Genomic DNA, 15,742 nt, shown 5'->3' on the forward strand with positions numbered 1-15,742 from the left:
CCCGACCTGCCCGGAGCTCAGCCGAGCGGGCGCACCAGCAGTGCGGTGCCCTCGCCGGCCACCCGGGTCAGCACGATCGTGGCCTCGGCGTCGCCCTGCAGCGCGAGCCGCTTGCGCAGCTGCTCCGGCACGACGTCGACGCCGCGCTTCTTGATCGTCAGCCGGCCCACGCCGCGCTCGCGCAGCGCGGCGCGCAGCTGCTTCTCGCGGTAGGGCAGCACCTCGAGCACCTCGTAGCCCCGCGCGAACGGCGTGCGCGCGGGCTCGTCGGAGGTCAGGTAGGCGATGTGCGGGTCGAGCAGGCCCGCCCCGGCGCCCACGTGGCCGGTCGTCAGCGCGGTCACCAGCCCGGCGCGCACCACCGCCCCGTCGGGCTCGTGCAGCCACCGGCCGACGGGCCGCACCGCGGCCCCGGGGTCGTCCTCGTGGGTGATCGTGGCCAGGCCGCCGTCGGCGATCACGGTCGCACGGCGCCGCGTCGTGGCCAGCCCGCCCGACCAGAGCGCGGCCTCCTTCACCTCGCCGCGGTCGCTCACCCACTCCGCCTCCACCCCCAGCGGCACCAGGTCGTGCGGCACACCGGGGGCCACCTTCACGCAGGCGTCGCGACGCAGCAGCGACTCGACGAACGACCACGGCGGCGTCCAGTCGTCGACGTCGAAGGTGCGCCCGCGCGCGCCGCGGCGGGCGGGGTCGGCGTAGGCCACGTCGAACGGCGTGGTGTCGAGGGTGGTGGCGTCGGCGACGCTCACCGCGCCGTCGAGACCGAGCGCGGCGAGGTTGGCGCGGGCCACCTCGACCCGCACGGGGTCGAGGTCGACCCCGGCGCACACGATGCCGGCCCGGGCCGCCGCGAGCAGGTCGCCGCCGAGGCCGCAGCCGAGGTCGACCAGCGACCCGGTGCCGAAGGCGCGCAGCCGGGCCGCCCGGTGGTCGGCCACCGGGCGGCGGGTGGCCTGCTCGAGGGCGTCGGGGGTGAAGTACATCCGCGTCGCGTCGGCGCCGTACTTCGCCGCGCCGCGCACGCGCAGGGTCGCCTGCGTCAGCGCCGCGGCGACGTGGGCGGGCGCGGTGCCGGGGTGGTCGCGGCGCAGGCCGGCGCTGGCGCGCAGCGGGTCGTCGCCGGCCACGGCGTCGGCGTCGGCGAGCAGCCGCTGGCCGTCGTCGGTGAGCAGCCACCGGAAGGCGTCGAGGTCCATGGCGGCGATCCTCGCAGGGGCGCAGCGCCCCTCCGGGGCCGGGCACGGGACCGGCGCCGCACCGACACCGGACCTGGTCTGGCACTCCTCGGGCACGAGTGCTAGTTTCAGTGCTGGCACTCTCCCCGTGAGTGTGCCAACAGCCTGCAGCAGCGCACGACCCCCGCGACGGCGTGCTCGACCGCCAGGCGACCCAGACGTGCATCACCCGCCATCAGTAGTGACGAAAGTGGAGGTCGACATCGTGTCGGTCAACATCAAGCCCCTCGAGGACCGCATCGTGGTCAAGACGCTCGAGGCAGAGCAGACCACGGCTTCCGGCCTGGTCATCCCGGACACCGCCAAGGAGAAGCCGCAGGAGGGCGAGGTCGTCTCGACCGGCCCCGGCCGCATCGACGACAACGGCAACCGCGTGCCCCTCGACGTCGCCGTCGGCGACAAGGTCATCTACAGCAAGTACGGCGGCACCGAGGTCAAGTACGCCGGCGAGGAGTACCTCATCCTCTCCGCCCGCGACGTCCTCGCCGTCGTTTCCTGATCCACACCTGTCGGCTCGTGGGGCCCGGGGCGCACTGCGGTGCACCCCGGGACCCACGAGCCGGATCTCGTTAGAGGAGAGCAATGCCCAAGATCCTGGAGTTCGACGAGAACGCCCGCCGCGCGCTCGAGCGCGGCGTCGACGCCCTCGCCAATGCCGTCAAGGTGACGCTCGGCCCCAAGGGCCGCTACGTCGTGCTGGACAAGAAGTGGGGCGCGCCGACCATCACCAACGACGGCGTGACCGTCGCGCGTGAGATCGAGCTGGACGACCCGTTCGAGAACCTCGGCGCGCAGCTGACGAAGGAGGTCGCCACCAAGACCAACGACGTCGCCGGTGACGGCACCACCACGGCCACCGTGCTCGCCCAGGCGATGGTCCACGAGGGTCTGCGCGCGGTCGCCGCCGGCGCCAACCCGATGGGCCTCAAGCGGGGCATGGACCTCGCCGCGGCCGCCGTCGGCGACGCGCTGCGCGACGCCGCCCGCGAGGTCGACTCGGTGGAGGACATGGCCTCGGTGGCCACCATCTCCAGCCGCGACCAGCACATCGGCGAGCTGCTCTCGCAGGCCTTCGACAAGGTCGGCAAGGACGGCGTCATCACCGTCGAGGAGTCCAGCTCGATGGGCACCGAGCTCGAGTTCACCGAGGGCATGCAGTTCGACAAGGGCTACCTGTCGCAGTACATGGTCAGCGACCCGGAGCGCATGGAGGCCGTCCTCGACGACCCCTACATCCTCCTGCACCAGGGCAAGATCTCGGCGATCGCCGAGCTGCTGCCGCTGCTGGAGAAGGTCATCGCCGCCGGCAAGCCCCTGTTCATCCTCGCCGAGGACGTCGAGGGCGAGGCGCTCTCGACCCTGGTCGTCAACAAGATCCGCGGCACCTTCAACGCCGTCGCAGTGAAGAGCCCGGCCTTCGGTGACCGCCGCAAGTCGATGATGCAGGACATCGCCACCCTCACCGGTGGCCAGGTCGTGACCCCCGAGGTCGGGCTCAAGCTCGACCAGGTCGGCCTCGAGGTGCTGGGCCAGGCCCGTCGCGTCGTGGTCACCAAGGACGACACCACCATCGTCGACGGCGCCGGCGACACCGCCGCCGTCGAGGGTCGCGTCAACCAGATCAAGGCCGAGATCGAGAACACCGACTCCGACTGGGACCGCGAGAAGCTCCAGGAGCGTCTCGCCAAGCTCGCCGGTGGCGTGTGCGTGATCAAGGTCGGCGCCGCCACCGAGGTGGAGCTGAAGGAGAAGAAGCACCGCATCGAGGACGCCGTCTCCGCGACGCGTGCCGCGATCGAGGAGGGCATCGTCGCCGGCGGCGGCTCCGCCCTCGTCCACGCGGTCTCCGTGCTCTCCGACGACCTCGGCCTCACCGGCGACGAGGCGGCCGGCGTGCGCATCGTGCGCAAGTCCGCCGACGAGCCGCTGCGCTGGATCGCCGAGAACGGTGGCGAGAACGGCTACGTCGTGACCACCAAGGTCCGCGAGCTCGGCGTCGGCAACGGCTACAACGCCGCCACCGGCGAGTACGGCGACCTGGTCGCCCAGGGCGTCCTCGACCCGGTCAAGGTCACCCGCTCCGCGCTGGTCAACGCCACCTCGATCGCGGCGATGCTGCTGACGACCGAGACGCTGATCGTCGAGAAGCCCGAGGAGGAGGACGAGTCCGCGGCCGGTTCCGGCCACGGGCACGGCCACGGTCACTGACCTCTCCGCCGCGACAGCGGCACCCGCACCACCGCGCAGGCCGTCGTCCCCCTCGGGGGGCGGCGGCCTGCGGGCGTCGTGGGGCAGGTCGCTGCGCGTGACGGGGCCGGTGGCTCAGCCGCAGGTGGGCGCGACCTCGGGGCGGTCGGTGCCGGCGAGCAGCCACACGGTGCGCTCACCGCCCGCGTCGCTCTCGGTGTCCTCGCCGCAGCCGGCGCCGTGCGCGACGTACCGCTCCTCCACGAGCCGCTCCAGCGCAGCGCCGCCGTCGTCGCTCCAGATGCGCCAGTCCACCCACTCCACGATCCAGGTGGGGCGCTCGGGGCCCGACACCACGGCCTGCAGCTCGGCGAGGTCGGGGTCGAGCGTGCGCATCGGCAGGCTCCACAGGTGGGCGTACGGCGAGGCCAGCCCGCTGGTGAGCTGCAGGTCGGCGCGGCCGCCGAAGACCAGCAGCGTGTCGCCCGGCTCCGCGGCGGCCTCGACGGCCTCGCCGGTGCGGACCTCGTCGAACTCCTGCAGCCCGGCCAGCTGGATCGCGGCCCACCCGAGCGCGCAGACCACCGTGGAGGCCGCGGCCCCCACGATGACCGCGCGCATCCGCACCCCGCGGCGCGACCCGTGGCGCACCATCAGCGCCACGCACAGCGCGGTGGCGGGCAGCAGCGCGAGCAGGTAGTCGCGCCAGAAGCTGCCGCCGAGCACCAGGGCGGCGAGGTCGACGACGACCAGGGCGACGGTGGCGGCGGTGAGCGCCGGGTCGCCGGCCCACTCGCCGCGCACGTGCACGAGGAACCCGGCGATGATCAGCACCATCCCGGCGCCGATCGCGCTGAGCAGCAGGGTGACGAGGCGGGTGGTGGGCTCCGCGGTGGTGTCGCCGGCGAGCACCACGGCGGCGTCGGAGCGGAAGCCGTAGACGGCGTACCAGAGCACGTCGAGGCGCACGCCGGCCGCGCGGGCCCAGGCCACGGTGGCCAGCACCGGCACGGCGGCCCCCACCAGGCCGGCGACGGCGAGGCGGGCGAACACCGCCGGCGCGACGGCGCGGGTCAGCACCGACGTCAGCAGCAGGACGCCGGCGAAGGCGAGCCCGCCCACCAGGTTCTGCTTGAAGCCGACCGCGGTGCAGGCCAGCACCCCCGCCACGAACGCCAGCGCGACCGACTGGCGGCGCAGGGCGAGCAGGGAGAGCCAGCAGCCGGCCATCACGAACGGCACGCCCAGCAGCTCGCCCTTCACCGCCACGGCGTCGATGAGGGTGTTGGCGGTGACCGCGGCGACCGCGACCGCCGTCCAGGACGCCGCGCGGTCACCGGCCACGAGCCGAGCGGTCTGCGCGGCGGCGACCACCAGCAGCGCCGCGGCCAGGGCGCCCAGCAGCCGGATGAACAGCGGGCCGCCCACCTGGTCGGAGAGCCGGAACACCTCGATCAGCAACGGGGGCCGGTCGACGAAGTAGCGGCCGTAGACGCTGTCGGGGCGCGGGTCCCACGCCCGTGCCACCAGCAGGAAGCCCGCCTCGTCGGCGCGGATCGGACGCGACAGCCCGGGCAGGCGCAGCAGCACCACCAGCACGGCGCACACCGTGACGGTCCACCGCGACTCGACCACGGCGGCGGCCCGGGCGGTCCAGCGCACCCCGCGCGACGTCGACGGGTCGGTGGGGGTCATGGCCGACACCTTCTCAGGCCGCGGGCCCGCGCGGCTGCACCCGGGTGGGGGGCTCGCGGGCCGGTGGGGCACACCTCGGCGGCGACCCGTGTGACCCGGGCGAAACACGCCCGACCCCGACGGGCAACAGGCGGCGCGCACGCTGCGAGCACGGCCGGGCACGGCCGAGCGCGGCCGAGGACAGGCCGACGACCGACGGACGACGAGGAGGGCGACGACATGCTGTGGAGAGTGCGCACGACGCTGCCCGACCAGCCCGGGGGGCTGGCCCGCCTGGCGCGGGAGTGCGGGGAGGCAGGGGTCAACATCCTGGGGGTGCAGGTTTTCCCCGGCGCCGACGGCGTCACCGACGAGCTGGTGCTGCGCACCCCGCCGACGTGGGGGGAGCACGACATCGCGCTGCTCGTGGAGGCCTCGGGGTGGCGCCACGTGTCGGCGACCCGCTGCACGGCGGCCGCCCTCACCGACCAGCCCACCCGCTACGTGCAGGCCGCCCGCACCATCCTGGCCCGGCCCACGGCGTTCCCCGAGGTGGTGGCCCAGCTCTTCGACGCGGAGTCCGACCCCGCTGACGACGACGGCCCGCCCCAGGACGCGATGGAGCTGACCGTCGGCGACGTGCAGGTGCAGGTGCGCCGCAGCACGCCGTTCACCGACACCGAGCGCGCCCGCGGCGAGGCCATCGCCGACCTGGTCAGCGACGTGCTCCAGCGCAGCCGCGAGTCGGCGGCGATCGGCAGCGGGAGCACCGGGCGCCGCCTGGGCGGCGGCGCCGCGCCCGACTACCTGCGCGACGGCAGCTCGATCTCCGCGGTGCACGCCGGCGTCGTGGTCGGCGTCGCCACCGTGCACCCTGCCAGCGACGAGCCCGACGTACGGCCGCTGAGCCTGCGCGTCGACCCGTCGTGGCGCCGGCGCGGCGTCGGTACCCGGCTGCTCGTGGACGCCTCGCGCCTGGCCCACTCGCTCGGCGCGACGGAGGTGCTGCTGACCACCCGCTCCGACAACCAGGCGGTGCTGCCGATGGTGCTGGCGGCCGGCATGCGCGGACGCATCCGGATGGCCGCCGACGTGCTGACGGTGCGGGTGCCGGTGCGCGACCTCAAGCCGCTGCCCGCCTGACCGGGGCGCCCGCGTCGGGGCCCACGCCGACCCGTCGTCGGCCTCGGGTCGCCCGTAGGATGGGGGTGTGGAGCTCCCCGACAAGTTCGCCGCCCTCGGACTGACCTACGACGACGTCCTGCTGCTGCCGGGTCACTCCGACATGGCGCCCGCCGACATCGACACCGGCTCGCGGCTGACCCGCGAGATCAGCCTCAACGTGCCGCTGGTCAGCGCCGCGATGGACACCGTGACGGAGTCGCGGATGGCGATCGCGATGGCCCGCGAGGGCGGCCTCGGGGTGCTGCACCGCAACCTCTCGATCGATGACCAGGCCTACCAGGTCGACCTGGTCAAGCGCACCCAGACCGGCATCATCTCCAACCCCGTCACCATCGGCCCCGACGCGACGCTGGAGGACCTCGACCGCATCTGCGGTGAGTACCGCGTCTCCGGGCTCCCGGTCGTGGACGCCGACATGCGCCTGCTCGGCATCATCACCAACCGCGACCTGCGGTTCACCCCGGTCGCCGAGTGGGCCACCACCAAGGTCGACGAGATGATGACGCCGATGCCGCTGATCACCGGCCACGTCGGGATCTCGCGCGACGAGGCCACGCTGCTGCTGCGCAAGCACAAGCGCGAGCGGCTGCCGCTGGTCGACGACGCGGGCCGGCTGGCCGGGCTGATCACCGTCAAGGACTTCGTCAAGGGCGAGCAGTTCCCGCAGGCGTCGTACGACGGCGCCGGCCGGCTGATGGTGGGCGCGGCGATCGGCTACTTCGGCGACGCCTGGCAGCGCGCCACCACCCTCATCGACGCCGGCGTCGACGTGCTGGTCGCCGACACCGCCCACGGCAACGTGCGGCTGCTGCTGGAGATGGTGCAGCGGCTGAAGTCCGACCCCGCCACCCGGCACGCCCAGGTGATCGGCGGCAACGTCGCGACCCGCGAGGGCGCCCAGGCGTTCGTGGACGCCGGCGCCGACGCGGTGAAGGTGGGGGTCGGGCCGGGCTCGATCTGCACCACCCGCATCGTGACCGGGGTGGGGGTGCCGCAGGTCACCGCCGTGTACGAGGCCTCGCTGGCCTGCAAGCCGGCCGGCGTGCCGGTGATCGCCGACGGCGGCATGAAGCACTCCGGCGAGATCGCCAAGGCGCTGGTCGCGGGCGCCGACACGGTGATGCTCGGCTCGCTGCTCGCCGGCTGCGAGGAGTCGCCCGGCGACCTGGTGTTCGTCAACGGCAAGCAGTACAAGAAGTACCGCGGCATGGGCTCGCTCGGCGCGATGTCGAGCCGGGGCAAGAAGTCCTACTCCAAGGACCGCTACTTCCAGGCCGAGTCCACCGACGACAAGATCGTGCCCGAGGGCATCGAGGGCCAGGTCGCCTACCGCGGCCCGCTCGGTGCGGTGGCCCACCAGCTGATCGGCGGGCTCACCCAGTCGATGTTCTACGTCGGCGCCCGCACCGTGCCGGACCTGCAGGACAAGGGCCGGTTCGTCCGGATCACCTCGGCGTCGCTGACCGAGAGCCACCCCCACGGCGTGCAGATGACCGTCGAGGCGCCGAACTACTCCGGTCGGTGACCGGCGACCGTCCGCGCCGCGGCTACGACAACAGCGGGCGCCTGAGGGCCGCCCAGGAGCGGCGCCGCCGCATCCTGCAGGAGGCGTCGGCGAGCTTCACCGAGCTGGGGTGGTCGCGCTCCACCATCGCCGGCATCGCCGCCCGGGCGGGCGTCTCGGAGGAGCTGGTGCTGAGCAGCTTCGGCAGCAAGGTCGACCTGCTGCTGACCGCGATGCGCCGCGCCTTCGCCCCCCACCCCGGGCTCGACGCCGCGGTGCGCGGTCTGCACCTCGAGCGCGAGCCCGACCTCGACGCGCGCATCGAGCGCGCGGTGGCCTTCGTGGTGGGCTCGGTCGCCCCGGTCACCCGCTTCGGACCCGCGCTGCGCCACGCCGCCGACGCCGACGAGCGCGCCCGCGGGGTCCTCGAGCGGCTGCGCGACGCCCGCCGCGGCACGGCCCTGCTGCTCACCCAGGGCCTGGTCGGGGCGGGGGCGTCCGGGGACGGGGACGGGCGCGAGGTGGACGACGTGGCGCTCGCGACGGCCGCCGAGGAGGTGTACGTCGCCACTGCGGGCCAGACCTACCTGCTGTTCCGCGACGAGCTGGGGCTCTCCGACGCGGCGTACGGCGCCTGGCTGCGGCGCACCCTGCTCGAGGTGGTCGGCCGTGCCCGGGCCGCCTCCGCCGCGCGCCGGGGGACCGGCCGCGGGACCGGCCGGGGGACCGGGGCCGGGGGCGGGCTCTAGTAGCCTTCCCCGGTGACCGAGATCGAGATCGGCCGGGCCAAGCGGGCTCGGCGTGCCTACTCCTTCGACGACATCGCGATCGTGCCCTCGCGGCGCACCCGCGACCCGGAGGAGGTCAGCACCGACTGGCAGATCGACGCCTACCGCTTCGACCTGCCGGTGCTCGCCGCGCCGATGGACTCCGTGATGTCGCCGCAGACCGCGATCGCCTTCGGTCGGCTCGGAGGGCTCGGGGTGCTCAACCTCGAGGGGCTGTGGACCCGCTACGACGACCCCACCGCGCTGCTCGAGGAGGTCGCCGGGCTCGAGGGCACCGCGGCCACCGCCCGGATGCAGGAGATCTACGAGGAGCCCATCCGCGCCGAGCTGATCACCGAGCGGCTGCGCGAGGTGCGGGCGGCCGGGGTGACCGTCGCCGGGTCGCTCTCGCCCCAGCGCACCAAGGAGTTCGCCAAGACCGTCGTCGACGCCGGGGTCGACATGTTCGTCATCCGCGGCACGACGGTGTCGGCCGAGCACGTCTCGAGCCAGTCGGAGCCGCTCAACCTCAAGGACTTCATCTACGAGCTCGACGTGCCGGTCATCGTCGGCGGGTGCGCGACCCACCAGGCGGCGCTGCACCTGATGCGCACCGGGGCGGCCGGCGTGCTGGTCGGCTTCGGCGGGGGAGCGGCCCACACCACCCGCACCGTGCTCGGCATCGCGGTGCCGATGGCCAGCGCGGTGGCCGACGTCGCCGCCGCGCGCCGCGACTACCTCGACGAGTCGGGCGGTCGCTACGTCCACGTGATCGCCGACGGCTCCATCGGCCAGTCCGGTGACGTCGCCAAGGCCATCGCCTGCGGTGCCGACGCCGTCATGGTCGGCTCGCCGTTCGCCCGTGCCAGCGACGCGCCGGGGCGCGGGTTCCACTGGGGCACCGAGGCCCACCACGCCGAGCTGCCGCGCGGGCGGCGGGTGCAGTTCGAGACCGTCGGCACGCTCGAGGAGATCCTGTTCGGCCCGTCGCGGGTCGCCGACGGCACGATGAACCTGATGGGGGCGCTGCGGCGCTCGATGGCCACCACCGGCTACACCGACGTCAAGGAGTTCCAGCGGGTCGGCGTCGTCGTCGGCTGAGCCAGGCCGCCACCGCGGACGGCTCTCGGCGGTGTCCGCAGCAGGCCGATGCTACTGAAGGGTAGTGTCGGAGACCGCAGTCACATACTCTCGGTACATGAACGCCGTCACCCCCGGCTCGGCCGGTGGTCCCCTCGTGGTCGGGCCGCCCGATCCCGAGCACGACCCGACCGCCTCCTACGCCCTCGAGCCGGCCTACGCCGCCTCGCTGACCCGCCGGGTGCTGGCCACCGGCGGACGCAGCGTCGTCGTCCGCTCGCCGCTGAACGACGCCCCGCTCGCGCACGTGCCGCAGTCGAGCGACGGCGACGTCGCGGAGGCGTTCGTGCGGGCCCGGCGGGCGCAGGCGGCGTGGGCGCGCACCAGCCTCGACCACCGCGCCGCGATCCTGCTGCGCTTCCACGACCTGGTGCTGGAGCGCCAGGAGGAGATCCTCGACCTGGTGGTGCAGGAGTCGGGCAAGGCGCGCAAGCACGCCTTCGACGAGGTGCTGCACGTCGCGCTGACCGCGCGCTACCACGCCCGCACCGCCCACGAGCACCTCGACCCGCGCCGGCGCCCAGGGGTGGTGCCGCTGCTGACCCGGGTGGACGTCGACCGGGTGCCGAAGGGCGTGGTCGGGCTGATCTCGCCGTGGAACTACCCCTTCACGATGGCGCTGTGCGACGGCCTGCCGGCCCTGCTCGCCGGCAACGCCGTCGTGGCCAAGCCCGACGCCCAGACGATGCTGACCGCCCTGCTCGGGGCGCAGCTGCTCGAGGAGGCCGGCTTCCCTCGCGAGCTGTGGCAGGTGGTGGCCGGTCCCGGCCCGCAGGTCGGCGCCGCGGTCATCGCCGCGGCCGACCACGTGAGCTTCACCGGGTCGACCGCCACCGGCACGCTGGTGGCCCGGGCGTGCGCCGAGCGGCTGGTGAGCTGCTCGCTCGAGCTCGGGGGCAAGAACCCGATGCTGGTGCTGCGCGACGCCGACGTCGAGAAGGCCGCCGAGGGGGCCGTGCGGGGGGCGTTCTCGAACGCCGGCCAGCTGTGCGTCTCGACCGAGCGGCTGTTCGTGGCCGACCAGGTCTACGACCGCTTCGTCGAGCGCCTCGTCGCCCGCACCCAGGCCCTCACGCTGGGGGCGACGCTGGCGTGGGAGAACGACATGGGCTCCCTGGTCTCCGCCGCACAGCTCGCCACGGTGGTGGCCCACGTGGAGGACGCCGTGGCCAAGGGCGCGCGCGTGCTCGCCGGTGGCCGCGCCCGGCCTGACCTGGGGCCGTACGTGCACGAGCCCACCGTGCTCGAGGGGGTGACCCCCGACATGACCTGCTTCGCCCAGGAGACCTTCGGCCCGGTGGTCTCGCTCTACCGCTTCCACGACGAGGCCGACGCCGTGGCCCGGGCCAACGACGGCGACCACGGCCTGAACGCGTCGGTCTACAGCCGCGACGGCGCCCGCGCCCGAGCGGTGGCCCGCGAGCTGCGCTGCGGCACCGTCAACGTCAACGAGGCGTTCGCCGCCACCTTCGCCAGCATCGCCGCCCCGATGGGCGGCATGCGCCGCTCGGGGATGGGCCGGCGCCAGGGCGCCGAGGGCGTGCACCGCTTCACCGAGACCCGGTCGATCGCGACGCAGCGGCTGCTGCGCCTCGCGCCCGTGCTGGGCATGTCCGACGAGACCTACGCGAAGGTGATGACCGTCAACCTCCGCGTCCTGAAGAAGCTGGGGAGAGCCTGATGGCCGAGCAGACCTACGACTACGACGTGCTGGTGGTCGGCAGCGGGTTCGGCGGCTCCGTCGCCGCGCTGCGGCTGACCGAGAAGGGCTACCGGGTGGGGGTCGTCGAGGCCGGCGCCCGGTTCGAGGACGACGACTTCTCCTCCGGCACCCTCGACATGTCGACGTACCTCTGGGCGCCCGCCCTGGGCATGTACGGCATCCAGCGCATCGACGCCGTGCGCGACACGATGATCGTGGCCGGCGCCGGGGTCGGCGGCGGCTCCCTGGTCTACGCCAACACCCTCTACGAGCCGCTCGGGCAGTTCTACGCCGACCCGCAGTGGGCCTCGATCACCGACTGGCGCGACGAGCTCGCGCCGTACTACGACCAGGCCAAGCGGATGCTCGGCGTGGTCGACAACCCCGTGCGCACCCCGGCCGACGACGTGATGGAGAAGGTCGCCGGCGACATGGGCGTCTCCGACACCTTCCACCCGACCCCGGTCGGCGTGTTCTTCGGCGGACCCGGCACCGAGCCGGGCGAGCGGGTCGCCGACCCCTACTTCGGTGGCGCCGGTCCCGAGCGCAACGCCTGCCTCAGCTGCGGGGAGTGCATGTCGGGGTGTCGGCACAACGCGAAGAACACCCTGGTGAAGAACTACCTGCACCTCGCCGAGGGCAAGGGCGCGCGGATCATGCCGTTGACCACGGTCACCCGCATCTCGCCCCGCGACGGCGGCGGCTACGACGTCCGGGTCAAGTACACGAAGGCGCGGCGGGCCACCGCCCGCACCACCCGCACCCTCACCGCCGAGCACGTGGTCATGGCGGCGGCCTCGCTCGGCACCCAGAAGCTGCTGCACCGGATGAAGGACGAGGGCCACCTGCCCCGGCTCTCCGAGCGCCTCGGCTACCTCTCGCGCACCAACTCGGAGTCGATCCTCGGCGCGATCGCGCCGGTCGACGACCCCACCGACTACTCCTACGGCGTGGCCATCACCTCCAGCTTCCACCCCGACGAGCACACCCACATCGAGCCGTGCCGCTACGGCAAGGGCTTCAACACCATGGCCATGCTGCAGACGGTGCTGACCGACGGCGACCAGCAGGGGCCCCGCTGGAAGGCCTGGGCCAAGGCGATGTGGACCGAGCGGCGCCAGCTGCGCGAGCTCTACGACCTGCGGCACTGGTCGGAGCGCACCGTCATCGCCCTGGTGATGCAGAGCCTCGACAACTCGATCACCACGTACGGCAAGCGCAGCCGTGTCACCGGCACGTGGCGGATGACCTCGCGGCAGGGCCACGGCGCGCCCAACCCCACGTGGATCCCGGTGGCCAACGAGGCGGTGCGGCGCATCGCCGGCGTGCTCGGCGGCACCCCGGGCGGCAACATCGGCGAGCCGTTCAACATGCCGCTCACCGCGCACTTCATCGGTGGCTGCGCGATCGGGGAGTCCACCGAGACCGGGGTGGTCGACGCCTACCAGCGCGTCTACGGCCACCCCGGCCTCCACGTCGCCGACGGCTCGGCGATCAGCGCCAACCTGGGGGTCAACCCGTCACTGACCATCACCGCGCAGGCCGAGCGGGCGATGGCGTACTGGCCCAACAAGGGCGAGGCCGACACCCGTCCGGCCCTGGGCGAGGCCTACCAGCGGCTCGCGCCCGTCGAGCCCCGCTCGCCGGCCGTGCCGCCGCACGCCCCGGCCGCGCTGCGGCTGCCGATCGTCGCGGTGAGCTGAGGCCCCGCACGCCCCGGCGGACCACCCGCCCGGGCGTGGCGAGAAATCCCGCGACCAGGGCCGTAACGCGGCCGGGAGGGGGTCGTTGAGGTGGTCAGACCCGGCAGTCATGCTCCCTCCCAAGGGCCGGGTCGTCGTTCCAGGCGCTGTCCAACGGTGCGTGGACGCCCAGGGCCCGGCCACCCTCCCTCCCCGGCCGGGCCCTGGTGTCATTTCTGAGCGGCCCTCGGCCGAGCCCGCGACGGGCGTGTCGAGACCGACGGCCCGCGAGGCCGACACCGGCCCCGCGGCCCCGCGCCGATAGGCTGCGGCCATGACTGAGACGCCCGACCACGACCTCGTCCTGGTGGTCGACTTCGGCGCGCAGTACGCGCAGCTGATCGCCCGCCGCGTGCGCGAGGCGCGGGTCTACTCCGAGATCGTGCCCCACACCGTGCCGGTCGAGGACATGCTCGCGCGCCGGCCGAAGGCCATCATCTTGTCGGGCGGTCCGTCGTCGGTGTACGCCGACGGCGCCCCCGGCATCGACAGCGCGCTGTTCCGCGCCGGCACCCCGGTCTTCGGCATGTGCTACGGCTTCCAGCTGATGGCGCAGGGCCTGGGCGGCACGGTCGCCCCCACGGGCGCCCGGGAGTACGGCCGCACCGGCGTCACCGTGTCGGCCGGCGGGACCCTGCTGGCCGACCTGCCGGAGCAGCACACCGTGTGGATGTCGCACGGCGACTCCGTCACCGAGGCCCCCGCCGGCTTCGACGTCCTCGCCTCGACCGCCACCACGCCGGTGGCCGCCTTCGAGGACGTCGCCACCGGCCTGGCCGGCGTGCAGTGGCACCCCGAGGTGCTGCACACCGAGCACGGGCAGCGGGTGCTGGAGCACTTCCTCGTCGACATCGCCGGCTGCCGCCAGACCTGGACGATGGTCAACATCGTCGAGGAGCAGATCGATTCGATCCGTGCCCAGATCGGCGAGCGCGGCCACGCGATCTGCGGCCTGTCGGGCGGCGTCGACTCCGCCGTGGCGGCCGCCATCGTGCAGCGCGCCATCGGCGACCGGCTGACCTGCGTGTACGTCGACCACGGGCTGATGCGCCAGGGCGAGACCGAGCAGGTGGAGCGCGACTTCGTGGCCGCTACCGGCGTCGACCTCAAGGTGGTCGACGCCGAGCAGCGGTTCCTCGACGCGCTGGCCGGTGTCGTCGACCCCGAGGAGAAGCGCAAGGTCATCGGCCGGGAGTTCATCCGCGTCTTCGAGGCGGCGGAGGCCGAGGTGCTCGGCGAGGCCGTGCGGGCCTCGGGGGAGACGGTGGCGTTCCTGGTGCAGGGCACGCTCTACCCCGACGTCGTCGAGTCGGGCGGGGGAGCCGGCACCTCCAACATCAAGAGCCACCACAACGTGGGCGGCCTGCCCGACGACCTCGAGTTCGAGCTCGTCGAGCCGCTGCGCACGCTGTTCAAGGACGAGGTGCGCCTGGTCGGCGAGCAGCTGGGCCTGCCCCCGGAGATCGTGTGGCGCCAGCCGTTCCCCGGCCCCGGGCTCGGCATCCGCATCATCGGCGAGGTCACCCACGACCGGTTGGAGATCCTGCGCCAGGCCGACGCCATCGCCCGCGAGGAGATGACCGCCGCCGGGCTCGACCGCGACATCTGGCAGATGCCGGTCGTGCTGCTGGCCGACGTCCGGTCGGTGGGCGTGCAGGGCGACGGCCGCACCTACGGGCACCCCGTCGTGCTGCGCCCGGTGACGTCGGAGGACGCGATGACCGCCGACTGGGCGCGGCTGCCCTACGAGGTGATGGAGAAGATCTCCACCCGCATCACCAACGAGGTGAGTGAGGTCAACCGGGTCACCGTCGACATCACCTCCAAGCCCCCGGGCACCATCGAGTGGGAGTGAGTCGCCGGGACTGACGCGATTCCGACGTGCAGTGCCGCCGCGACAAGCGCACTGGTCGTCGGCTCGCACCGCGCCGCGGGCCGGTGACGACACCGCTGCCGGGCACTGCCCGTTCGGCTCCGCCCCGTCCGAGCAGGGGAGCACGAAGGCCCCCGGCGGGTGCCGGGGGCCTTCGTCGTGCGGGGTGCGGGCGGGCGCCTCAGACCGCGAAGGTGTCGGGGTCGGTGTCGTCGGGCACGATGTGCACCGCGGCCTCCTCGGCCGACGCGGCGGCGTCGTCGATGCCCACGTCGTCGCCGACGAGGTCCTTCTCCACGTCCTCGCCGAGGCCCTGGTCGGGGTCGACCAGACGGCCGGCGCGCAGGGCGCCCACCTCGCCGTCGTCCACCGAGTCGAGCCCGTTCTCCGGGTCGGAGGCGGCCTTCTCGGCCTCGACGTACGGGTCGGGCTCGGGGATCTCCTGCGCGACCCGCTGGTCGAGGGTCTCGCCGAGCGCCTCCTCGTAGGGCGTGTTGCCGAAGCCCTGCGCGGCGGAGTAGTGCTCGGGCGGGGAGTAGCCGCGGTCGAGGGCGTCGCCGACGTCGGGGTCGCCGAGGTCCTCCAGGTTGCCGGGCTGGTCCTCGTCGTCGACGGAGTAGTCGCCGTAGGTCTCGGCGTCGGTCGTCGGGTCTCCGGTGCTCTCGGTCATGGGCACAGCCTAGGCAGGCCCCGAGCGGGTCGGGTCACCCGTAGGGACCGAGGGTTGACT

General features: G+C 73.7%; 12 protein-coding genes. 9 read left to right on the forward strand and 3 right to left on the reverse strand.

All coding sequences use genetic code 11. The features are described from left to right. Positions 1 to 17 precede the first annotated feature (17 nt). Positions 18 to 1,199 (reverse strand): THUMP-like domain-containing protein, encoded by a 1,182-nt coding sequence (locus tag AC4OR8_RS08895; protein WP_492165174.1) that lies wholly within the window; start codon positions 1,197 to 1,199, stop codon positions 18 to 20. A gap of 244 nt (positions 1,200 to 1,443) precedes the next feature. On the opposite strand from AC4OR8_RS08895, the gene groES reads away from it, so the two are divergent. Next, positions 1,444 to 1,737 (forward strand): co-chaperone GroES, encoded by a 294-nt coding sequence (gene groES, locus AC4OR8_RS08900; protein WP_492165323.1) that lies wholly within the window; start codon positions 1,444 to 1,446, stop codon positions 1,735 to 1,737. Positions 1,738 to 1,820: 83 nt separating this feature from the next. After that, positions 1,821 to 3,446 (forward strand): chaperonin GroEL, encoded by a 1,626-nt coding sequence (gene groL, locus AC4OR8_RS08905; RefSeq protein ID WP_492165175.1) that lies wholly within the window; start codon positions 1,821 to 1,823, stop codon positions 3,444 to 3,446. A 114-nt stretch (positions 3,447 to 3,560) separates the two neighbouring features. Here the strand turns inward: groL and AC4OR8_RS08910 are convergent, their stop codons facing one another. Further along, the gene (locus AC4OR8_RS08910) at positions 3,561 to 5,120 is read right to left on the reverse strand and encodes a hypothetical protein (protein ID WP_492165176.1); all 1,560 of its coding nucleotides are present in this window, start codon (positions 5,118 to 5,120) and stop codon (positions 3,561 to 3,563) included. Between the two features lie 219 nt (positions 5,121 to 5,339). Here AC4OR8_RS08910 and AC4OR8_RS08915 point away from each other — a divergent pair, with 219 nt between their 5' ends. The 7 genes from AC4OR8_RS08915 (at position 5,340) to guaA (ending at position 14,994) form a co-directional block, all read left to right on the forward strand. After that, a complete protein-coding gene (locus AC4OR8_RS08915; RefSeq protein ID WP_492165177.1) occupies positions 5,340 to 6,242 on the forward strand; it encodes a GNAT family N-acetyltransferase in 903 nt (300 codons plus the stop codon). Positions 6,243 to 6,309: 67 nt separating this feature from the next. Then, the gene (gene guaB / locus AC4OR8_RS08920) at positions 6,310 to 7,809 is read left to right on the forward strand and encodes an IMP dehydrogenase (RefSeq protein ID WP_492165178.1); all 1,500 of its coding nucleotides are present in this window, start codon (positions 6,310 to 6,312) and stop codon (positions 7,807 to 7,809) included. Then, positions 7,806 to 8,537, forward strand: coding sequence for a TetR/AcrR family transcriptional regulator (locus tag AC4OR8_RS08925; protein WP_492165179.1), 732 nt, complete (start codon positions 7,806 to 7,808; stop codon positions 8,535 to 8,537). Before guaB ends, AC4OR8_RS08925 begins: the two co-directional genes overlap by 4 nt. Positions 8,538 to 8,549: 12 nt before the next feature. Next, entirely contained in the window at positions 8,550 to 9,656 is a 1,107-nt protein-coding gene (locus AC4OR8_RS08930) for a GuaB3 family IMP dehydrogenase-related protein (protein WP_492165180.1), read from the forward strand. Between the two features lie 97 nt (positions 9,657 to 9,753). Next, positions 9,754 to 11,376 (forward strand): succinic semialdehyde dehydrogenase, encoded by a 1,623-nt coding sequence (locus AC4OR8_RS08935; protein ID WP_492165181.1) that lies wholly within the window; start codon positions 9,754 to 9,756, stop codon positions 11,374 to 11,376. Next, a complete protein-coding gene (locus AC4OR8_RS08940) occupies positions 11,376 to 13,100 on the forward strand; it encodes a GMC family oxidoreductase N-terminal domain-containing protein (RefSeq protein WP_492165182.1) in 1,725 nt (574 codons plus the stop codon). The genes AC4OR8_RS08935 and AC4OR8_RS08940 overlap by 1 nt, the downstream gene beginning before the upstream one ends. 313 nt (positions 13,101 to 13,413) lie before the next feature. After that, positions 13,414 to 14,994 (forward strand): glutamine-hydrolyzing GMP synthase, encoded by a 1,581-nt coding sequence (guaA, locus tag AC4OR8_RS08945; protein WP_492165183.1) that lies wholly within the window; start codon positions 13,414 to 13,416, stop codon positions 14,992 to 14,994. A gap of 199 nt (positions 14,995 to 15,193) precedes the next feature. Here guaA and AC4OR8_RS08950 read toward each other — a convergent pair whose 3' ends face one another. Then, positions 15,194 to 15,682, reverse strand: a complete 489-nt coding sequence (locus AC4OR8_RS08950) for a DUF5709 domain-containing protein (RefSeq protein WP_492165184.1) — start codon at positions 15,680 to 15,682, stop codon at positions 15,194 to 15,196. Positions 15,683 to 15,742: the final 60 nt, after the last annotated feature.

The organism is Nocardioides sp. FY1077 (assembly GCF_058681775.1).